Genomic DNA, 20,895 nt, shown 5'->3' with positions numbered 1-20,895 from the left:
GAAGATTTTCACAAAAATCCAAAAGATTATATGATGTAGAATTCGGGAAAAGAACATCTTTGAGGTAGCCGTGAAAAGTTTGTGGGACGATCGCGAAGCGAAGCAGTATCAAGGGGATTTAGCCCTGCGGGTCTATACGTCACGTTTGTTAGGACGCGATCCTTCCTTGGTGCTGCATGGGGGTGGCAATACTTCAGTCAAAATTCGCGAACAAAATCTCGTCGGTGAAGAAGAAGAGATTCTCTATGTCAAAGGCAGTGGTTGGGATTTAGAGACGATCGCTGAGGCTGGTTTTGCCCCTGTCCGCATGGCTCATTTATTAAAGCTAGCCAAACTGTCTGTTCTCTCAGACTCACAGATGGTGAATGAGTTAAAAACCCAAATGACCATGGCAAGTGCGCCTGCGCCATCGGTCGAGACGATTTTACATGCCAGTTTGCCCTATAAGTTTGTCGATCACACCCATGCCGACGCCGTAATCTCTGTCACCAATACGTCGAATGGATGGGAACGCATTCGCGAGATTTATGGTGATGATGTCGTGGTGATTCCCTACGTGATGCCGGGGTTTGACCTAGCCCGAGTCTGTGCGGAGAGGTTCGCTGCTGAGAAGTGCGATCGCACGATTGGCATGGTGCTCATGAATCACGGTATCTTCTCCTTCGGTGCGACTGCTGCTGAATCCTACGAGCGCATGATTGCCCTCGTCGATCGCGCCGAAGTCTATTTGCAAAAGCATAAAGCCTGGGAAATTCCACCGATAGCCCTATTCCAAACCTCATCTAAGCCTTCATTTAACTCACTAGAACCTCAGCCGTTACGCTATGTTCTCGCCCAATTGCGTGCCAACGTGTCAAGGGTGGCGGGATTTCCCGTGATTTTGAGTCGGCAGGTCGATGAGCACAGCCTAGCCTTTGCCAGGCGCGAAGATGTCGGACAGATTTCCCAGCAGGGATGTGCCACGCCAGATCATGTGATTCGCACAAAGCGATTGCCTTTGGTTGGAAGGAATGTCAGCGTCTATGCAGAAGCCTATCAGGTATATTTTAACGAACATGCCCAGACGGCAACACAGCCTGTTACTATCCTCGATTCCGCGCCGCGAGTCATCCTCGATCGCGAACTGGGTTTATGTGCGATCGGGCGATCGGCAAAAGATGCGGCGATCGTGGCGGATATTTACCAGCATACGATCGAAATCATTCAGCGTTCCACCAGTTTGGGCGGCTATCAAGCACTTCCTGCCAGCGATATCTTTGCTGTGGAATATTGGGAGTTGGAACAAGCGAAGCTCAAAAAAGGAGGCTCCTCCCCAGCGTTTACAGGAGAAATCGCCTTAGTAACGGGGGCAGCATCGGGGATTGGCAAAGCCTGTGTCGATTCGCTGCTACGGCGTGGTGCCGCAGTGGTCGGTCTGGATATCAATCCTGCCATTGAGGCTTTATACGATCGCTCAGATTTTTGTGGAATTACTTGCGATGTTACCGATGAAGTTGCGATCGCTGACGCCCTCGAACGAGCCGTCCAGACCTTTGGTGGACTCGATATTTTGATTCTCAATGCTGGCATTTTCCCCTCTGGATGCCGCATCGATAGCCTTGACACGGCAACTTGGCAGCGAGTAATGCGCGTAAATCTTGATGCCAATTTAATCTTGATGCGCGAAAGCTATCCTTTTCTCAAATTGGCTCCAAAAGGTGGACGCATTGTTGCGATCGGCTCAAAGAACGTCCCCGCCCCAGGTCCTGGAGCGGCTGCCTATTCTGCATCTAAAGCAGCGTTGACCCAACTGATGCGGGTTGCGGTTTTAGAATGGAGCGGCGATCGCATTCGGATTAACTCGCTCCATCCCAATGCCGTGTTTGATACGGGTATCTGGACGGAGGATGTTTTGCAGTCCCGCGCCAAGCATTATGGGTTGACCGTTGAGGAATACAAGACCAATAATCTCTTGAAGGTTGAAGTTACTAGCCGTGACGTTGCCGAGCTAGCCGCCGAAATGTGCGGGTCTCTGTTCGCCTGTACGACTGCAGCTCAAGTTCCGATCGACGGAGGGAATGAAAGGGTTGTTTAATCGATTTTTTGTAAATACTTAGGTGGAACGCAATCTACTAACCAGACATGATTTGCAGAACAGTAAAAGAGATAGCCATCTTTTTGCATAGATGCCGTATCAACCGAAAAGATAACAGGCTTGCCATGTCTTTGCCCAACGGCTTTAGCAGTTGCAAGTTCGCCCGACAAATGTACGTGGTGGCGAGACATTTTCTGCAAACCTGACTGCATGATTGCTTCCACACTTTTTTCACCCGTACCGTGATATAAGCGATCGGGTGGTCGAACAGCCTCTAGTTGTAAATCCACCTCCACGCTATGTCCTTGGTTAGCACGAATTAACGTACCTGTAGGATCGAAGGAAAAGCGTTTTTTCTCGTTTGTAGCAACAACTTCTTCTAATTCAGAAGGACTTATGGGAAAGTTATGCTTCGCACTAGCCTTGAGAAGATCTTCCACTTTTACCCACCCTCCAACATCCAATTGCAAGCCGAGTTGCTCGGGCTGATGCCGCAAATATTTGCTGAGAAATTTGCTGATTGTGGTGATGCGATTATTTTTCATGATAATCATCTGCTCTAAACGTCATGTCTGCACCTTTTAACCTTGCTGCGGTTTGGGATTTGCTCGAACGAACCGTAGAAATACGTTGAAATCGCTAAGTTGGTCGTGTGATGTCGTAAGCCTGCTCAACGAGAAGAACAACGGTTCCATCGCAGCTAGGATAGGTTTTGCCAGCAACGATCACTTTGGCATTCCATGCTTCTCGAATCTCGGCTTCATAATCGGGAAAGCTATCTGCGTTGCCTTCATCTTCGTATCTTTGCCGTTCGTTGTAAATAAAGCGATCGCGCGTATCTTCTCGGAATAGAGTTTTTTCCCATTCCTCTGGCTCGCCTTCGACGCATACCCATCCAGATGTCCAGTCATCATCCAAGAGTGCAAACCAAACAAGTTTGCGCAGGAGTACTCCATTCTTTGCGCGTTCGTAAACAAAAGAGTCTATAGACGTGTCGCCATACAAGAAGATAACTTCGCCGACTTCCGCTGACTTTGCTTCTGCTAGTGAGTCTTCACCAAAAAGAATTTCGTCATCAGGAGGCCCATCATCTTTGCAATAATTGCACATGAGCCAAGGTGAACCTGAAATCTCCTCAACTTTTGAGAAAACTCTTCGAGTGTTTTCAATGTCACCAGTACGCACATAGTAGGTTGAGTAAGATTTCATGGCTCGATCCCCTCACTTTCTTGTACTTTTGTATGAAACTTCACCCTTAGTATAATTGAAAATAACTTTAGCTTTGTGATTTGTCACTCTAAAACCCAAAGTAGATCTTTAATCCCACCCCAAGCCCAATCAAAGCGATCGCGTCATTACTCATCACCATTCCTATATTGAGGGTATAGCGATCATGTATTAGACAGATTGATTCCTAGATTAAACGGAGACAAGAATTCAATATATTCCAGATTTTGAGGATTTTTCTCAAATTTCACAAGGAATTCAGGCTGGAATAGAAATATTGTGCTCAATACATTAAAAGCTGAAAGAAAAATACTATGGCAAATTGGGAAGCATTCCGTATTTCAGACATTATTAGTGATATTGACGACAGAAAAAATAGTGCTTCCAGTCATCCAGAGACGCTTAGTGTGGGAGGAAGAAAAGATGGAGATTCTGTTTGATACGCTACTCAAAGGAGATTCTTTTGGTGGAATAATGGTAATTAGAGAAGACAAAGACAGTAAACCTCTATTTAATTTCAGCCCTTTCACACGAGATGGAAGATCTATCAACTCAATTGAGGTAACTGACCTTACGTGGAAGGAAAAAAGCTAGACTGATGTGGGGCTATATTTGACAATTGATCAGTTGGAATCTTCATGGACGAGTATCAAATACTTTTCTTGCTTCTAATTGCTAAAATCCTCCTAAGAAGTTTGCTTATAGCCGAGATTAAAGAAGATATTCTCTAAGCTCTCTTGGGTGCGATGAAAATCGATGATGGGAATGCCTGCATTAACAAGCGATCGCAATAAAGCCGCACTATCTTCTGAGTTTCCTACAAACTGAATCGCAACATTATTCGCACCAGAATTTGCACCTGAGCTTGAACTTGGCAAAACTTCACAACGCTTGACCAGATCGTGCTTGCGAAGTTCGGTCTGCAGATCCTCAGCGCTACCCAAGGTGGAAATTACTATTTCTTGCTGACTGCTGCGATCGTAGAGATCCTGTAAGCCAGAGCTTTCAACTAAGCTGCCAAGTTCCATAATGCCAATGGAATCACAAAGCTCTGCCAGATCGCTGAGAATGTGGGAAGAGATTAAAATCGTCATTCCCTGTTGCTGGAGAGATTTGATGATATTGCGAACCTGTACTCTCGCGATCGGATCTAGTCCAGATACGGGTTCATCTAGCAACAACAGCGCAGGGTTATGAATAATGCTACGCGCTAAGCTAAGTCGTTGTTTCATGCCTCGCGATAGCGTACCAATCAGACTATCCCGTTTATTTTCTAGTTCTACTAGCTCAATCACTTCGTGAAGACGTTGCGATCGCACTGGATCTTTGAGAAAGTAGAGACGCGCAAAATAATCGAGGTAATCCCACACGCTGAGGTCGTCGTATAAAGGAAAATCATCAGGCAAGTAGCCAAGTTTGCGCTTGAGGTCGGGATTATTCTGCCCCCTTAAGAATCGCTCGCCCGTAACGTAGATTTCACCTGCCGTAGGTTCCTCAGCGGCAGCTAACATCCGAATCAGGGTGGTTTTACCCGCACCATTAGGACCAATTAGCCCAAACACTTCACCACTAAGGATTTGGAGATCGACATTCTTGACAGCAATTTGGTTATCGAACTGTTTGGTTAATCCCTGCGTGCGAACAGCTAGTTCTGAAGTCATATGCTTACTATGATGCAAATGGATAAATCGAAAAGCTTATACCATTTTCAAAAGATAATGCGACGCATTATCTTTTGAAAGACCGCGCGGAGCGCGGAACTCAAATCTCGATCTGTTGCAAATCTAAGTAAAATTGGTATTACAAAGGAGCGGCGTAACTTTTTATGTTTTCTGGGCGATATTGGCGCATGATCCGATTTGCTTGGATAATTAAGCTGTCTGAGCCATTGACAACGACTAAGTACTTCCCTTCACTCAAGCGATTGCGATAGGGTAAAGAGTCACTGCTCCCTGTTGCTAAGCCAACACCCCCCCCAACAAACATGCTGCCCATGCCGCCTGCGATACCTCCAAAAATACCACCAATCAAATGGTTGCCAATGTCACCTGCCCAGGCAAAGGTTTGAAGTTGACTAATTACGCTAAAACCAATACCAGAGATAAAGCCAAAGGGGACGAGCCAATAGGCCATAAATAATGCTTGTTTGCGTGCTGAATCCATGGGGTCAACCAGTCCATATTCATCAGCGCTTTTATAGCCTCGCCCCAAGATACTGATTGCGTCCATGGGTAAACCTTCTTTCTCAAGAGCAGAGTAAGCTGCTTCGGCTTCAATGCGATCGCGCCAAACTGTAACCAGATAATTCATATGTTTTAACGATGCTCTTACTATTTAAGTTTAAAGTACAGGATAAGGAGGTCTAAACGAGAACCCTCTATCTCATGAATTCAGGGGCTGCCGATACATTACCTCCGTCTCGATCGCAGTATGACATTGCCATTCAGGATCGGTGCTGGGATAGTCACTGCGGTAATGCGCCCCACGACTCTCAGTACGAAACAACGCCGATCGCACCAGCAAGTAGGCAAAATCCGCGAGGTTACAGGTCTCACCCCAGAGGCGATCGCTACAGGTAAGCTTGGTCAGTTCTTTTCGCCATTGTTGAATTTGGGCTAGAGCCGCTGCCATTTCGTCCGCTAGCCGACAGATGCCTGCCGCTTGCCAAGTTAGCTCTCGCAAAGCTGTTTTGATCCCTTGCAGTTTTGCAAGAGGATTCGCTTGAGAATCTGACTGAAAATGCATCATTTGAAGATTTTCTGACCATCTTTGCTCCCATGCTTGCGCCAGATCGGAAATCTGAGGACTGGAGAGAGATTCTATTTGACTTGATGTAGCGAAACTTTGCTTTACCCCTTCTGCTAAACGCGCCCCAAACACAAAACATTCCAGCAGCGAGTTGCTGGCGAGGCGATTGGCTCCGTGAACGCCCGTACTCGCTGTTTCACCGACAGCATATAGTCCAGGCAAAGAGCTTTTGCCCCAAGTGTCTGTGACAATGCCACCCATGCAATAGTGCGCCGCAGGTGTAACTGGAATGGGGTGAGAGAAAATATCGATTTGCCATTTTTGACAAATTTTGATGATGTTGGGAAAACGGTAAGCGATCGTTTCGGGCGAAATCGGCGACAGATCTAAGAAAACCGTTGGTTCGTCCGTGGTTTGGAGATGGGTAAAAATGGCACGACTAACCACATCCCTCGGGGCTAATTCTCCTTGAGGATGATAGGTAAAGGCAAAGCGATCGCCTTTGGCATCAATCAAATATGCCCCTTCTCCCCGCACTGCCTCGCTAATTAAAAAACGAGGCGCACCCGTCACCGCTAAAGCAGTAGGATGAAATTGCACAAATTCCATATCTCGAATTAATGCCCCAGCCCGCCACGCGATCGCTACGCCATCGCCCGTACTTGCCGTGGGGTTGGTGGTCTGGGCAAACACCTGAGCCCCTCCACCCGTAGCTAAGACGACAACAGGCGCAAGAAATAACTCTGGCGCATTGGGCTCTCCCAAATTTTTCTGGGCTAAATCGAGGCAAAAGGCTCCCACGCAACGACCTCGCTCCATACATAGATCGAGGACGAGGGTTTCCTTGAGAACGTGAATATTCGGTTGTTCTAAAACTTGTTTGGCAAGCGTACTTACGAGGGCGCGCCCCGTAGCATCGGCTGCATGTAAAACCCTACGGCGAGAGTGTGCTGCTTCAAGGGTCAGAGCCAGCGAATCACCGTGGCGATCGAAATCGACCCCAAATTCAATTAATTTCTCGATTTGTGGCTTGGCAGCGTTCACTAAAACTTCAACTGCCTCTGGCTCACATAGTCCCACACCTGCCTGTAAAGTATCCTCGGCATGAAGGATGGTGGAGTCATCAACGCTTACAACTGCGGCAATGCCACCCTGCGCCCAGTCACTGGCTGAGATCGTGAGATTATCTTTGGTGATTAAAGCAATTTGGCGATCGCCCATATTAGCAAGGGAGAGCGCCGTATATAGCCCTGCTGCTCCTCCTCCGACAACGATTGCGTCAAATTGGCTTTTATTCACAGATTAAATTCACAGATTAAGCATTTATTCAAATTTTAAAGATAGAAATAAGGGAATAAACTCCCAGAATGAGAATTTATCCCCCTACTACCAAAAGACATAGTCATGACATACCGTAAGTTGGGGCAAGCCTTAGAGTCTGTAGACGCTATTGTTGATCCGTTCGCGGTTCATAGAATTGTCTGGTTTATTTAATGTGAAAACACCAGCATTGTCACGGATCGTTTGTTTCTGAGTATCCGTCAAGCCTGAGATGTTTAGCACATCATCTAAGGAATCATAAGGGGCATTTTCAACAATGATTCGTCCGAGCGTGGGGTACATACCCTTTACCTTACGAAAAGCATTGATGTTGGCATTGTTTAGATCGATTTTGCTTATATCTTGTTTGATAAAGCTGGTATCGGGGAGTTGGTCAGCCAAAACAGAGGGACTTAGGTTACCGATAAGACCAAATGTCCAAGTAACAGCGATCGCTAGTATTAAAACTGAAAAGCGCACTAGTGCTTTCATGCTCAAATCTCTCAATTAAAAAAACATTACATATTCTTTTGAGATTAGCAGAAAAAGGGAAACCAAGAACCCTGACTCGCTATTGTTTCGTGAATAAGTGTAAATCAAGCGATCGTAAAAGTTAGGCAATTTGGACATTTCTAGTATAGAAAATCTCATTGTGTATGCGTAAGTCGGACTTACCCCCTTTAATTCCCCCTTGTAAAGGGGAAGATCTGAAATCTTGTTCCCTCCCTTTTGCAAGGGGAGGGCTAGGGTGGGGTAAATTCCAAATAAGAAACCATCTATTTATTCTGGCTAGCGAGAATGGCTTCTGCACATTGTTTGCCTGACAGCGTAGCCCCTTCCATGCTGTCAATGTAGTCTTGCATGGTGTAGCTTCCCGCCAAGAAAAAATTGGAGATGGGTGTGGCTTGACTGGGGCGATACACATCCATACCCGGAGCCTCGCGATAGAGGGATTGTGCCAATTTGACCACGCTGTACCAAGTCATGTTGAGATGGCGCGACGAGGGAAAAATTTCATGGACTTGCTTGAGGGTATGCTGTGCGATCGCTTCATTACTTTCTTTAATAAATGGATCGCCAGGGGTAAGCACGAGTTGGAGTAACGAGCCTTCTCCCTGTTTGTAATAGTTGGTAGGACTGGTGATCGCCAAATCGGCAAAGGTAGAAAAGTCTACTTTTACGGCATAGAGCAGGTTGTCGATATCGGTGACCCAGCCATCAAAGCGCAGTTGTACGGTTACCACGGGGACAGCATCGAGTTTATAGATGTTGTCAAACAACGACCACTTACGCCATGCCTCTGGAATCACGCGTTTAACGCCCGGCACGTCCGTGGCGCAGACATAGACATCTGCCTTCACAATTTCTTGGGTGTCATCTTTGCCGACAACCACCCCCGTGACATGGGTATTATCGCCTTCGCCTTCAAACAAAACTTCCCGCACGCCCCGCCGCACATGAATCTTACCGCCGCGCTCTTCGATATATTTCACAATTGGCTTATGCAAAAACTCATCAGGTGAGCCTTCCAGCATCCGCAATACAGAGGCTTCGGTTTTGGTGGCAAAAAACTGAAAGATCGTCAGCATACATCTCGCCGAAATATTCTCGCAGTCGATGAAGCCTAATCCGTAAGCGATCGCATCCCACATATTGTCGATACTGCCCTGAGATCCACCGTGGGATAAAAACCAATCTTTAAAGCTGATGCCATCTAAATTTCGAATCGTTTTCATCGCACCCACAGGATCGATCAAGGCACGGACGATCGGACTCGTACCGAGGGCGAGCGCGTTTTGTAGCTTGTCTTGCGCCGATAATTGTCCCGTAGTAAAAAATGCTTTCAACCCATGAAAGGGCGCACCTGTAAAAAAGCGAAAGTCTAGATCGGCAGTCCTGCCACCCTTATTGATAAAAGTGTGGGTATGTTCTTTGAGGCGCAGATGTTGATATGCCCCGACTTTTTTGAACAGGGCAAATAGGTTGTAATAGCAGCCAAAAAATACATGCAGCCCCATCTCAATATGGTTGCCATCCGCATCTAGCCAACTGCTGACTTTCCCTCCAACAAAGGGGCGCGATTCAAAGATTTCGACTTCATAGCCCTGTTCGCAAAGTTCCACGGCTGTGGTCATGCCTGCCAAACCTGCCCCGATAATTGCTGCTCGCATCTTCTATTGCTTAATAATTCTGAATTAATCGTTTTAAAATATGAGTCGATCCAGCTTGCTGAACCTTTAAGCCATTGTAAACTTTTGTAGCCACAAGCACTTACCGAGCGATCGCTCCTCAAAGCGATCGAACTAAAATTTATATAGTTCGCTCCATGATTTCGCTCTGACAATTTCAGCCATTCCCATTAAACCTATTTAGAGGATGCTGTCATGCCCCCCCAATTACAAGCCACGATACAGACCAACTTACTAACCGATACATGGGTTGCGGCTACTTGGGATGAGTATCTCGCTCTTGTTAACGATCCGATCTATGCCAAAGCAAAATGCTACTTTCACGACGGTTACATGAGAGTCGAAACTATGCCAGTTAGTACCAATCATGCACTTGACAACGGAATTATTTACTTTGCTGTTAACTTATTTTGTACGCTTCAAGGTATCCCAGCCCAGGGGTTGATCAATTGTAGCTATCGAAAAAAGGAAGTACGAGAATGTCAGCCTGATGTTTCTTACTATGTCGGCGATCGCGTCAAGTTAGCTACTCGAAGTAATTCGGTTATTGATTTAGACGATCTGTCAGCACCCGATCTAGCGATCGAAGTCGCAAATACTTCTTTGAATGACGATCTGGGACAAAAACGATTATTGTACGAAGAAATGGGGATTGCGGAATATTGGGTGGTGGATGTGCAAAATGCTTTAATTTTTGCCTTTGCGATCGCCAACCAAGGCAGCTATCGCATTCATCAGTCCAAGGTTGTGTCGGGCTTAGCGATCGCTACTTTGCAAGAGGCTTTAAGTATGAGTCGCACAAAGTCCCAGTCTGAAGTTGGTAGTTGGTTAATGAAACAGTTTCAGATCGCCAGCGAATCTAAGCCAGTCTCTCAAGCCTAGTGACCACCAACGATCTGCGAATAGCTTTCTCTGTTTTCAGGGTTAATCTTTGGGCATCAACTTGGGTGCACGATTGGTCAGTTTGTTAAAGATTTAGAATTGATTGCTAAGGCTTCTGAAGTTGACGAATGTATCGACGCAGGTGAGTATATTCCACTTAAATACTGCAAAGCAAATAAATGCGTTAGAGCTGAACTCTCAATGAAAGCTTTTACAATGTCAGATATTAAGATGAAATAATGGAGAGATCAGCCCATGACGATCGCCACGACAAAACGAATAACGCTAAAGGAATACCTCACCTATGAGGATGGCACAGACACTTGTTACGAACTGGTGGATGGGGAGATAGTTCCCATGTCATTAGGGACGGGTGAGCATGGTGACATTTGTGAATTCCTGAATGATGAATTCAAGGCTGAGATTAAGCGGGTGGGTCTGCCTTGGGTTTCTAAGGATATGAAGATTGGGATTCAGTCACCGAGGGGCACACGTTGGGAGACCGTTCGAGTACCAGATGTAGTGGTACTCCCTTTAGAGCAATGGAATGGCTTAAAAAAACGGGAATCTTTAATTCCATTAAATGAACTGCCGCCTTTATTGGTGGTAGAGGTGGTAAGTCCTTCCACGGTAACAGTGGACTATCGGGCAAAACATAGCGAATATTCAGTCTTAGATATTCCTGAATATTGGATTGTCGATCCGATCGCGCTCAAAGTAACCGTTTGTGTACTGAAGGATGGAGCTTACAATGATGTGGTGTTTGCTGACGATCTCACAATTGTTTCTCCAACGTTTCCAGAATTGGGGTTGACCGCCCTCGAAGTACTGAGTGCAGAGAAATGAGTTACTGCTGGAAGAAAACTATATGCTTACCCTCAACGCCAAAAACTTAACGCTAGAGCAAGTACATCGTCTTTTGAGCTTTTGCAAGCTACCCAGCCGTGCATTTTCGACATTGCTCAATTTAGAAAGCATCAACCAACCCGAGCAGGAAGAACTCGCTCAAACTCGTGAAGATTTCGATCGATAGCGATCGCGCTTTACAGTTGCTGCAAATCCTCAAGGCAATTTGTAAAGGGGAAGAGACTGAATCGCTAAAATAAGCAGAGATAAAGATTCGCTTATAGTGGTAGCTGACTTAGTTATCAAATCCGTACATTTAGCAATTTCTGATTAATTTTTATGGCAATTGGTCGTCGTTTTATTATTGTTGGCTTGGGCGCAAGTGCTGGGGCATTGGTGGCAGGGGGTGTTTTTGCCAAGCTCAATCAAGGTAAGCCAAACCCAACACAGGCAAATAACACACCAGATTCCAAGCCGCAGACTCCTTCAACGTCACAGCCTACACAAATTGCGGCTAATACCTCTGGACAGCCACTATTACGCTTTGCCGCCGTGGCGGATACAGGTACTGGCGATCGCGGACAGTATGCCGTTGCCGATGCTATGGCTGCGACCTACAAGCAAAAAGCCTACCCTTTAGTCATCCTTGGTGGAGACAATATCTATAACGATGGCGAGATCGAAAAAGTTAAAGCTGTGTTTGAAGAACCCTACGCCCCACTCCTCAACCAAGGTGTAAAGTTTCACGCAGTCCTAGGAAATCACGACATTCGCACGAAAAATGGAGCCGATCAACTTGCCTATGCTCCTTTCCATATGCCTACTCGCTATTACACCTTCCGTACAGGAGCGAATGATGCGGTACAGTTTTTTGCGATCGATACCAATGTCAATGCGCCTTGGCAGGAACAGTTAGCTTGGCTCGACAAGAGTTTGGCAGCCAGCGAAGCCCCTTGGAAAATCGTGGTCGGACACCATCCCATCTATTCATCAGGGCATTATGGCAATACGGCCGAGTTTATTCGCGACCTATCGCCTTTATTTAAAAAGTACAATGTGCAACTATATCTGTGCGGACACGATCACGACTACGAGCGATCGCTGCCGATTAAAGGCACAACCTACATCGTGCATGGGGGGGGAGCCAATACCCGTCCCGTTGGAAAATCTGCCACCACTGCCTACTCAGCCGCAGAACGTAGCTTTGTCTTGCTTGAGGTCTATGCTGACAAAATCGTCACCGAGGCAATTGACACCAAAGGACAGGTGTTCGATCGCGGCACGATTGCGCTCAAATCCACTTAAAATCAATTCACCGCATAGTTAGGATTAGTTAGGATTGCCCATGAGTTTGTACCTGTACGCTATTTTTAACGCAGCCGATCTAAATTCGGTCAAGGATCTAGATCTACAGGGCATGAATAAGCAATCTGTCCAGTTCCACGCTTTAGCACCCTTTGCGATAGCCTATAGCAAATCGCAACAGGATCGCTATTTAGCTAGTCGCGCCAACTTGCTTGCCCATGAAACGGTGCAGGAGTCTTTAATGAAAGCTCTAGAAGTAAAGCAGGCAGTACCCTTACCCTTACAGTTTGGCTTAGTCATTGATGATTGGACACAGGTTCAAACTGACTTGATCGAAGGTCACCAAGAAGCATTAATGGCTTTGCTGGATGACCTTAAAGGCAAAAGAGAAGTTGGCATTAAGCTATTTTGGGATCAAGTACTAGAGCTAAATCTCGCTTTGACCGAAGATCTCGACTTAGCCCAAAAGCGAGAATCTCTCATGGGTAAGACCCTCAGCATGGACGAAGCGATCGAAATTGGGCAGGAGTTAGAAGCGGCTCTAGAAAAAAGACAGCGATCGATTATTGAGACGTTTTTGGATGCCTTGCAGCCTCTCTGCCACAAATATATCGAGGGCGATCTGCTCACAGAAAATATGCTTTACAACGCTTCTTTTCTGATTGATGATGACAAGGAGCCCCAGTTTGCCCAACTTGTAGAGTCTCTAGATGCTCAATTTGAGAATCGGCTCAGGATTCGTTACAACAACTTCACCGCTCCTTATAACTTTGTTACGTTAGAGTAGTCAGCTATTCGTTGTCAGAAAGGAATGATATGGAACTAATCGCAGGGATTTTGACAACTTTACTTGGTTTAGCAGGTACGCCAGGTATTGTGATCGATCGCGTGGCTGCTGATACCCTGCGAAACCAACTCTCCTGTGCTGAGACCCTAGAGGTCAGAGTAGACAATGCGCCAAATTACCAACTTTTACAAGGGAAAGTCGATCGCATTCGTTTAGCAGGCAGGGGGCTATGCATCTTACCCTACCTACGCGTTGAAGCCGTCGATCTCGAAACAGACCCCATTAGTATTGAGCCTTCCTCGATCGAGTCGGGTAAGTTGTTGTTGCGACAACCGCTCCAAGCTGCGGTCAGAGTGGTGTTAAAGTCAGAAGATTTAAATCAAGCCCTGCGATCGCCCACCATTGCCAATTCCTTTAAAGGCATTAAGATTGACATGTCCTCCTCTGGCACAGGTAAAGCTGAAATCTTTGACTTTGTGAATCCAGAAATTAAATTTTTAAATGACAACCGCATCCAGCTATCGACCAAATTACAGCCCGTACCTGCAAACCCAAATGTGCTCCAATCCCAACAAAAGCCTCCTTTAGATGTCGTTGTCGAAGCGGGGCTAAAAATCATTGACGGTACAAGGTTGGAATTGATCGATCCTCAAATTAATTTACAAGGCGCAAAGGTGCCTAGACAGATTACCCATGCCTTTGCCAAGGGGATCAATAAAGTTGTGAATCTAAACCAGTTAGAAGATCTCGGTATCATTGCAAGGGTGTTAAAACTAGAAATCACCGATGGCAAGCTACAGGTGATTGGCTTTGCGCGGATGGACTCTATCGAAAAGCTGGAGTCGAGAAAGTAAAAATTCAGCTATAGCAATCCTATGAGCTACAAGGGCAATAAAGCCAACTTACCCAGTAAGACTTGTTTAGTTTGCGATCGCCCTTTTACTTGGCGAAAAAAATGGGCTGATTGCTGGGATGAAGTCAAATATTGCAGCGATCGCTGCCGCAAGCATAAGCAATGATCGAAGCCTATACCCAACCAGACCAAGCACAAGCGTGGTTGCAAAAATATAAAGGGCAGAAACCCGTATTCGCATGCATTTTAGGGTTTACAGACACGGGGCTGATTCCGCATATATCCGCAGCGGGGGCAACACCAGAAGATCGCAAATACACCGCGATCGCCGATGCCGAATTTCTAGCCACAGGTCAAGCGATTCAGTTTCCTTTACCCCCTTTACCCGCAGGAGCCTCCCCTGTACTAATTTCTCGTGCTGTAATCGCAGGTCAAGTGCTGCCCTATTACATTTTTAATGCGGGACTGCCCACACCCCCAACAGTTCCGCATATCGATTTGCATGGTGAGCCAGCTAAATGTCTCAGTTCGGGGCAAGCCCTCAGCCTTACAATCGTTAACCATCTGTGGGAACAGGGATTAGCATGGGGCGAACAACTGGCTCAAATAGGTGCCTATGTGGTTTTGGCTGAATGTGTTGTGGGCGGCACGACGACAGCTTTAGCTGTTTTGACCGCATTGGGAATTGATGCCAAAGATAAGGTGAATAGTTCGCACCCCACTTGCAACCACGCGCAAAAATGGCAACTGGTACAACAGGGCATAAAGCATTTTCTAGATCTTCCCGCCGATCCTTTTACAGCAGTGGCAGCCGTGGGCGATCCCATGCAAATTGTGGTGGCAGGCATGGCGATCGCTGCCAGTCGTAAGGTTGGAGTGCTTTTAGCAGGAGGAACCCAAATGTTGGCAATCTATGCCCTGTCCAGAGCGATCGCTACCCAAAGACAGTTGGATTGGGATGCTGCTCAAATCGTAGTGGGTACAACCCGCTGGGTAGCAGAAGACAAGACAGGGAACACCGTAGGTTTGGCAAACTTAATTGGTGATGTCCCTTTGATCGCCACACAGTTAAGTTTTGAGGAATCCCAATATGCCCAGCTACGGGCTTACGAGCAGGGATTTGTCAAAGAGGGTGTCGGTGCGGGAGGAGCCGCGATCGCGGCTCATTTATACCAAAACTGGACGCAATCGCAATTACTTAAAGCAGTTGAAGCGCAATGGAGCCATTTAATGGGTGATTAATAAATTGTGACCAACCATTGACCTAAATACACAAACAAAGGATTTGCCTCTGTTCCCAGAGCCTGCACATCAAAGCGATACATGCCTGAGTTAGAGGGGTTAGTCACACCATTGGCAATAATCTCTAGATCTTGATTGGGTTTACTGGCGATCGGCTCCTGAAAAATAAAGCGGACGCTGCGGACTTCGCGATCGACCACAACTTCTCTAACATTGATCTTTTGCTGGGTTTGGCGAATCACAATTTCTACATTGTCAGGATCGATCGCACTGCCAAACCCTTGAGGGTAGAGAACTTGCAGCTCAGAGACTGCCTTATTTTTGGGCAATGGGGCAAAAAAGCGAATAGAATTTAACCTACCATTGGGGCGCGTTGTGCGAATCACGTAGCCAAGCGTTGCATCTTTGCCAGCACCAAACAATACCAAGTTATTTTGAGCCTGTGCGGATGAGGGGATCAAAAAAGATATCGGAAAAGCTGAGATCGTGGCACAGGTTAAGGTAGAAACTAGAAGCGTACTGATTTTCATTGATTTACTTAATTTGACTGATGTTTTTATACTTAGAGTGAGATCGCAGGGCATATTTACTAGGCTTAAGATAGGACATAAAAGCGAGGATAAAGAAGCGACTAGGACTCTATTTCATAGATTTCATACCTATGACTTTTGTAAACCCCACTGGTTTGAATAACACCTTTCTAACCAACACCTCAACTAATCGTACCGTCTCTGATTGACGTAGTACTAGTGTAAATTGTTCCATTTAAAACTCTAACCGATCCGCTCTAACGCTAAGATATAAGTTGACTTTCCAATTCCATCTCCTGCTCTTGTGGCTTAATTGCTGTGGCTAAACTGTCGATCGCTGATAAAAAAGAAATTCTTCGTTTGTACTGTGAGACAGATGCGACTACGACGCAACTTGCCAAACAGTACGAAATTAGTTCGAGTACAGTCTTGAGATTGCTACAAGAACTAATTCCAGCCGAGGAATATAAACAGATTGTGGGGCAAAAGCAGTCTAAAGCTAAGAAGTCTGCTGCATTCCCTTTAGAGATTGCATCTTCAGACGCTTTACCGAAAGCCAGTCCCCAAAAATCTCCCCAACCTAAAATTAATCAGTTAAATCTAATCGATAATTTGAGCGATCCCCAACCTTCCTTTCATGGCGCATTTAAGTCGTCATTTGGTATCCCATCTTCTGGATCGGACTTTGAACCAGGTTACAGAGAGACTGTGGTAGTTAACCCGACAGTAACAACTCCGCCTGTAGAAAAAAATATTGGTAAACCGATCACCAAACAAGCACAACTCAAGCGTCAAGCTGAGGAGCAGATGGAAAAGCAGCAAGCAGTATTACAAGATCGGCTTTCGCCAGAATTGTACGCAACAGACGTGCAAGCGATCGCCTACAATGCCCCAGCCCTCTTGAATTCCGATCTAGCTTCAGAGACTGGTGACGATCTTGACGTCGATCCAGAAGTTTTATTGAGCGAGATCAACAACGAAATTATCGTTGAAAGCAGCGTCGATGATGAGTTTGATGAGGAAGATGAAGAAGACGGCGATGATTCCGATCTTTTGGATGAAGACGATTTAGATGAAGACTTTGAAGAAGACGATGAACCCGATGGTGAGTTTGAGGATATCTCCACGTTTGTAGGAGGCGATCCTATTGATGCGAGTGTAACGCTAAATATACTTCCCTTAGAAGATGCAGAATTGCCTTCAACTTGTTACATGGTTGTAGATAAGTCGGCGGAAATCATTACCCGTCCTCTACGTGACTTTAAAGAATTAGGCATGATTCCCCCCGAAGAAAATCAAGCTCGAACCGTAGCGCTATTTGACAACCATCGTATCGCCCGTAGATTTTCTAACCAAAATCAGCGTGTAATCAAGTTTCCTGGCGATCTGATCTATGCCACCCACGAAAAGTTGGCACAAAAGGGAATCACGCGCCTGTTGTTTGGCGGTCATGTCTACGCGCTCTAGTCATTATTAGCAATCTTCGGAAAATGCAGCGCACAAATCAGTGCGAGAGGTTTTTGATAGACAATCTATGACCACATTCAATCTTTCGCCAGCACGACAAAAATTTTGGCAAGTTTCGAGAGTGCCTGAGTCAGACATGACGAACGAGCATTTGCTTGAGGGGGCCTTGGCGATCGCTTGGGAAGAATATCCCCGCATCGATCTTGCCTTTTATCGCACCGAGATCGATCGGATGGCTGAGCATCTGCGTCCTCGCATCGAATACCTCACCTATCCTTTAAAAATCATTGGGGAGATCAATCAGTACCTGTTCGCAGAGCAAAAATTTCGTGGCAATGAAACGGATTACTATGCTCCGTGCAATAGTTTTATTACCGATGTGATCGAGCATCGCTCTGGCATTCCGATTACGCTTTCGATTGTCTATATGGCGATCGGCGATCGCATCGACTTTCCATTTGTCGGCGTGAGTTTACCAGGGCATTTTATTATTCGTCCACAACGCGAAGACGTGGAAATCTTTGTCGATCCTTTTCATCAAGGTGAGATTTTGTTTAAGCACGATTGCGCCCATCGCCTCACTCAGGTCTATGGTGAAAAGATGACCCTGCGCCCAGAGTATTTAGAACCTGTGGGTACGCGCAAAATTTTAGAGCGCATGCTAACCAATCTCAAACATATCTACCTGCGCCGAGGACAAGCCGAGAAAGCCCTTGCTGCGATCGAGAAGTTGCTAATGCTCTATCCCGACAATCCGATGCAACAGCGAGACCATGGCTTGCTTTGCTATCAACTAGAGCGATTTACTGAGGCTCGTCTCGATCTAGAAAACTATTTGGAAAGAATTCCCTACGCCGAAGATGCTGGCTTGATTGCGAAGCTAATCGAAGAAATGAATTAAATTATCCAACTAAGAGAAGCATTACTCCGTACCTAGGACTGCATAGCGCAAGACCAGCATTTGTAGCAACCTTTTTGATTGCATTATTTTGGGTTAAGACAGTTTTGAGAAGTTTTTACCCCTCTAGCTCCCCCTTGCACTAGCCGCGAAGCGACTTCCCGTAGGGTAGGGGGAGGATTTAAGTTTCACCCTTTGCAAGGGGGAATTAAGGGGGGTAAAAGTAGAAATTTATACGAGATACTAGACTTCTCAAACACTCTCTAAGTTTGTGCGCTCCCTATACTTGGGGGATTAATTCTAATAGAGTACTGGAATCTATAGCAATGCTGAATTCTTTGTTTTCACTCGTTCGTAGAGTTCCTCCATCGTTCCAATAAACGAACTATCCTTTTGCCAAAAGGGAGGATTGTCTCCTTGCTTTTTGATCGCGATCGCTGACACGCTACTAGGCGGTGAGAATGGAATGGCTTGGGGTAAGCGCTTTTGTCCTTGCCAAAACTGTTTGAGTGTGGGTACTTCCGCGCACAAAGAAGTTTCGGGCTTCGTGAAGTAAGAGGTTGATGCCTTTATCTCAAGGGCATGTTCGTCTAGCTCCGATGCTAGGGCTTTGCCAAGAGGCGATTTGGCTAACTCTGCTTGCAAAGCTTCTTTTGATAGACCCCGCAACTCAAATAATAGAAAAGGATCGCGATCGAGTTCGCCAGCTAGTCGATAACATAGACCTGCAATATGTTTGCAAGGGTTGGAAAAATCGGGACAAGAGCAATCTGTTTTCAAATCTTTGCGGCTGCGCGGTAATAGACGTTGACCGACTTCCACAAAGCTATCCTCAATATTCTCAGGCACTTCGTTGAGCAATAGTCGCGCCACGACACTTGCTTTGGAGGACATATGCTGAATAATCGTTGACCAGTCTTTCGCTGCGATCGTCACCATCGCAACCTCGGTGTGATACTTCGGTTCTTTATAAACCCCAAAATAAGGATTGACATTGCCGCGAACGATCGCAGTCACAATCCCTTTGGTAATATCAAAACTGAGAATGCGGCTATCACCCGCATAAGAACGCCCGCGTTGCAGCCGACCTGAGTCAGTGAAAGATTCCAACGCGCTGATAAATTTTTGTCCCCACCATGTTTTACTGTGTTTTGCCATTTTATTGTCCCAAAACCCTAATCAAAACGGTACTTTGGCAGTGCGAGACTTTAGTTGTTACACAAGTCTAGAATATTTAGTCTAAAAGCAAAAGCTAATCGCAGAAAACAGCGTTATAGGACTGAGTTTTAGACCAATTGCAACCAAATTCCTATTATTTTCCGTATAACACCCCTATGCGGAATCATATCTAGAAAAATTCTGTATAATGCCACAATTGGTTTGTTATCAAGAAAGTTTCCGTATAACAACCTAATACAGGGTAATTTTTCAGAAACACTCTGCCTAATATCCTAATACTATAGTTATGCGACAACATCACATACCTAGATCTATTCTCAAGCACTTTGCAGATGCAGAGGGCAAAATTTGGATGCAACGACGGGGTGGCTTACCTGTAAGGACTAAGGTAAATAATGTTGCTGTCAAAAAGGATCAATATAAAACACTTCACGATAAACGACCCGAATGTTATGAGGAGCTATTGACTGGTCTAGAGAACTGGCTCAAACCAGCTTTGGAGGAGGTCATCTCTGAAGAACTACTTCCGAGTGTATCTGAGCGACAAAAAGAGTTAAGACTTTTTACGTCACTTCAACATGCACGCTCTCCAGCCACAAGGAAATTTATGAGCAGTGTTGTTTTACCTCACATTGCTAAAGAATCACCTATGAATATGGAAGTACAAGTGCAGATGAAGCTTGATCCAGAATATGATTTGCCAATGTTTATGGATCTTTACCATACAGTCTGTAAAGATCTTGAACAGCTCCCCCTTTTCCTAATTCGTAGTGAAGATGACGGTTTTGTCTGTCCTGATGACCCTGTTTTTTTGCAAAGTGGTAGTCAAGGAAGAATTGTGTTAGGACTATTTCCAATAAGCTCTCGACTACTTCTACAGTTTGGAGGCTCTGACCGCAATCCAACTTGTGAGCCGATTTCTGCTAATGCAGAAGCTGTCCTTAAATGGAACCAAGACTCAATTTATGACTCGATAGCTGTATATGGTCGATCAAAAGAAGCAGTTGATATAGCAGCAAAAGGTTGGCTTATCTAGAGAAAGATAGGTAACTCGTAGAATATTTCGGATAGAGAGAATCAGGGGGAAATATTACAAGTTTAATTGCATAACATAGTCCCTGAGGTGGACGGAAGTCAACAAGGAAAATAAACCTCTTTTTTTGAACATATATCAAGAACTAATTTAGGCAGTACCAATCCATCCAATATCGAGAATTCCGAAGAAATGGAATTCTCGATATTGGATGGATTAATCTTAAGTTCTTCCCTTCTATAGAGTTCTATATTTTCAAGAGGAATTAATATCTAGAGGGCTTTCTAGTTGTTTTTGGTTTTCCTTTATCCTCTC

Annotated in this window: 22 protein-coding genes; 13 read left to right on the top strand and 9 right to left on the bottom strand. The window is 45.6% G+C overall.

Annotation, left to right across the window (positions count from 1 at the left end; all coding sequences use genetic code 11):
• Positions 1 to 70 precede the first annotated feature (70 nt).
• Positions 71 to 2,074, top strand: a complete 2,004-nt coding sequence (locus tag ACP2WE_RS23585) for a bifunctional aldolase/short-chain dehydrogenase (RefSeq protein ID WP_425217970.1) — start codon at positions 71 to 73, stop codon at positions 2,072 to 2,074.
• Here the strand turns inward: ACP2WE_RS23585 and ACP2WE_RS23580 are convergent.
• The gene (locus tag ACP2WE_RS23580) at positions 2,071 to 2,619 is read right to left on the bottom strand and encodes an RNA 2'-phosphotransferase (RefSeq protein ID WP_425217969.1); all 549 of its coding nucleotides are present in this window, start codon (positions 2,617 to 2,619) and stop codon (positions 2,071 to 2,073) included. The genes ACP2WE_RS23585 and ACP2WE_RS23580 overlap by 4 nt on opposite strands.
• A 94-nt stretch (positions 2,620 to 2,713) precedes the next feature.
• On the bottom strand, positions 2,714 to 3,283 hold the full coding sequence (locus tag ACP2WE_RS23575; RefSeq protein ID WP_425217968.1) for a hypothetical protein: 570 nt from the start codon (positions 3,281 to 3,283) through the stop codon (positions 2,714 to 2,716).
• Between the two features lie 297 nt (positions 3,284 to 3,580).
• Here ACP2WE_RS23575 and ACP2WE_RS23570 point away from each other — a divergent pair, with 297 nt between their 5' ends.
• Entirely contained in the window at positions 3,581 to 3,895 is a 315-nt protein-coding gene (locus tag ACP2WE_RS23570) for a hypothetical protein (RefSeq protein ID WP_425217967.1), read from the top strand.
• 92 nt (positions 3,896 to 3,987) lie between these two features.
• Here ACP2WE_RS23570 and ACP2WE_RS23565 read toward each other — a convergent pair whose 3' ends face one another.
• The 5 genes from ACP2WE_RS23565 to zds form a co-directional block, all read right to left on the bottom strand.
• Positions 3,988 to 4,962, bottom strand: coding sequence for an ABC transporter ATP-binding protein (locus ACP2WE_RS23565; RefSeq protein WP_425217966.1), 975 nt, complete (start codon positions 4,960 to 4,962; stop codon positions 3,988 to 3,990).
• Between the two features lie 139 nt (positions 4,963 to 5,101).
• A complete protein-coding gene (locus ACP2WE_RS23560; protein ID WP_425217965.1) occupies positions 5,102 to 5,611 on the bottom strand; it encodes a hypothetical protein in 510 nt (169 codons plus the stop codon).
• 72 nt (positions 5,612 to 5,683) lie between these two features.
• The gene (gene nadB, locus ACP2WE_RS23555; RefSeq protein WP_425217964.1) at positions 5,684 to 7,348 is read right to left on the bottom strand and encodes an L-aspartate oxidase; all 1,665 of its coding nucleotides are present in this window, start codon (positions 7,346 to 7,348) and stop codon (positions 5,684 to 5,686) included.
• Between the two features lie 132 nt (positions 7,349 to 7,480).
• Positions 7,481 to 7,861, bottom strand: coding sequence for a photosystem II complex extrinsic protein PsbU (gene psbU / locus ACP2WE_RS23550; RefSeq protein ID WP_330483288.1), 381 nt, complete (start codon positions 7,859 to 7,861; stop codon positions 7,481 to 7,483).
• A gap of 284 nt (positions 7,862 to 8,145) precedes the next feature.
• The gene (gene zds, locus ACP2WE_RS23545) at positions 8,146 to 9,540 is read right to left on the bottom strand and encodes a 9,9'-di-cis-zeta-carotene desaturase (RefSeq protein WP_425217963.1); all 1,395 of its coding nucleotides are present in this window, start codon (positions 9,538 to 9,540) and stop codon (positions 8,146 to 8,148) included.
• A gap of 213 nt (positions 9,541 to 9,753) precedes the next feature.
• On the opposite strand from zds, the gene ACP2WE_RS23540 reads away from it, so the two are divergent.
• The 8 genes from ACP2WE_RS23540 (at position 9,754) to cobT (ending at position 15,473) form a co-directional block, all read left to right on the top strand.
• A complete protein-coding gene (locus ACP2WE_RS23540; protein ID WP_425217962.1) occupies positions 9,754 to 10,440 on the top strand; it encodes a Uma2 family endonuclease in 687 nt (228 codons plus the stop codon).
• Positions 10,441 to 10,695: 255 nt separating this feature from the next.
• Positions 10,696 to 11,286: a Uma2 family endonuclease gene (locus tag ACP2WE_RS23535; RefSeq protein WP_425217961.1), complete on the top strand. Its 591-nt coding sequence runs from the start codon at positions 10,696 to 10,698 to the stop codon at positions 11,284 to 11,286.
• A gap of 22 nt (positions 11,287 to 11,308) precedes the next feature.
• Positions 11,309 to 11,473, top strand: a complete 165-nt coding sequence (locus ACP2WE_RS23530; RefSeq protein WP_425217960.1) for a hypothetical protein — start codon at positions 11,309 to 11,311, stop codon at positions 11,471 to 11,473.
• Between the two features lie 152 nt (positions 11,474 to 11,625).
• On the top strand, positions 11,626 to 12,591 hold the full coding sequence (locus ACP2WE_RS23525; RefSeq protein ID WP_425217959.1) for a metallophosphoesterase: 966 nt from the start codon (positions 11,626 to 11,628) through the stop codon (positions 12,589 to 12,591).
• Positions 12,592 to 12,631: 40 nt separating this feature from the next.
• A complete protein-coding gene (locus tag ACP2WE_RS23520; RefSeq protein ID WP_425217958.1) occupies positions 12,632 to 13,378 on the top strand; it encodes a GvpL/GvpF family gas vesicle protein in 747 nt (248 codons plus the stop codon).
• A gap of 29 nt (positions 13,379 to 13,407) precedes the next feature.
• On the top strand, positions 13,408 to 14,232 hold the full coding sequence (locus ACP2WE_RS23515) for an LmeA family phospholipid-binding protein (protein ID WP_425217957.1): 825 nt from the start codon (positions 13,408 to 13,410) through the stop codon (positions 14,230 to 14,232).
• 21 nt (positions 14,233 to 14,253) lie between these two features.
• Positions 14,254 to 14,397, top strand: a complete 144-nt coding sequence (locus tag ACP2WE_RS23510; RefSeq protein ID WP_425217956.1) for a DUF2256 domain-containing protein — start codon at positions 14,254 to 14,256, stop codon at positions 14,395 to 14,397.
• Positions 14,394 to 15,473, top strand: a complete 1,080-nt coding sequence (cobT, locus tag ACP2WE_RS23505; RefSeq protein ID WP_425217955.1) for a nicotinate mononucleotide-dependent phosphoribosyltransferase CobT — start codon at positions 14,394 to 14,396, stop codon at positions 15,471 to 15,473. Before ACP2WE_RS23510 ends, cobT begins: the two co-directional genes overlap by 4 nt.
• Here cobT and ACP2WE_RS23500 read toward each other — a convergent pair.
• Entirely contained in the window at positions 15,470 to 16,003 is a 534-nt protein-coding gene (locus ACP2WE_RS23500; protein WP_425217954.1) for a DUF2808 domain-containing protein, read from the bottom strand. The genes cobT and ACP2WE_RS23500 overlap by 4 nt on opposite strands.
• A 318-nt stretch (positions 16,004 to 16,321) precedes the next feature.
• Here ACP2WE_RS23500 and ACP2WE_RS23495 point away from each other — a divergent pair, with 318 nt between their 5' ends.
• Positions 16,322 to 17,470 carry a hypothetical protein gene (locus tag ACP2WE_RS23495; protein ID WP_425217953.1) on the top strand — a complete coding sequence of 383 codons (1,149 nt, stop codon included), beginning with the start codon at positions 16,322 to 16,324 and terminating at the stop codon, positions 17,468 to 17,470.
• A 67-nt stretch (positions 17,471 to 17,537) separates the two neighbouring features.
• The gene (locus tag ACP2WE_RS23490) at positions 17,538 to 18,371 is read left to right on the top strand and encodes a SirB1 family protein (RefSeq protein WP_425217952.1); all 834 of its coding nucleotides are present in this window, start codon (positions 17,538 to 17,540) and stop codon (positions 18,369 to 18,371) included.
• Positions 18,372 to 18,686: 315 nt separating this feature from the next.
• Here the strand turns inward: ACP2WE_RS23490 and ACP2WE_RS23485 are convergent, their stop codons facing one another.
• The gene (locus tag ACP2WE_RS23485) at positions 18,687 to 19,526 is read right to left on the bottom strand and encodes an SWIM zinc finger family protein (protein WP_425217951.1); all 840 of its coding nucleotides are present in this window, start codon (positions 19,524 to 19,526) and stop codon (positions 18,687 to 18,689) included.
• Between the two features lie 307 nt (positions 19,527 to 19,833).
• On the opposite strand from ACP2WE_RS23485, the gene ACP2WE_RS23480 reads away from it, so the two are divergent.
• Positions 19,834 to 20,583, top strand: a complete 750-nt coding sequence (locus ACP2WE_RS23480) for a DUF4238 domain-containing protein (RefSeq protein ID WP_425217950.1) — start codon at positions 19,834 to 19,836, stop codon at positions 20,581 to 20,583.
• Positions 20,584 to 20,895 lie beyond the last annotated feature (312 nt).

Origin of the sequence: Tumidithrix helvetica PCC 7403, assembly GCF_965232925.1 — a bacterium.
GTDB lineage: Bacteria > Cyanobacteriota > Cyanobacteriia > Pseudanabaenales > Pseudanabaenaceae > Tumidithrix > Tumidithrix helvetica.
This window is presented reverse-complemented; position numbering and strand designations above follow the sequence as displayed.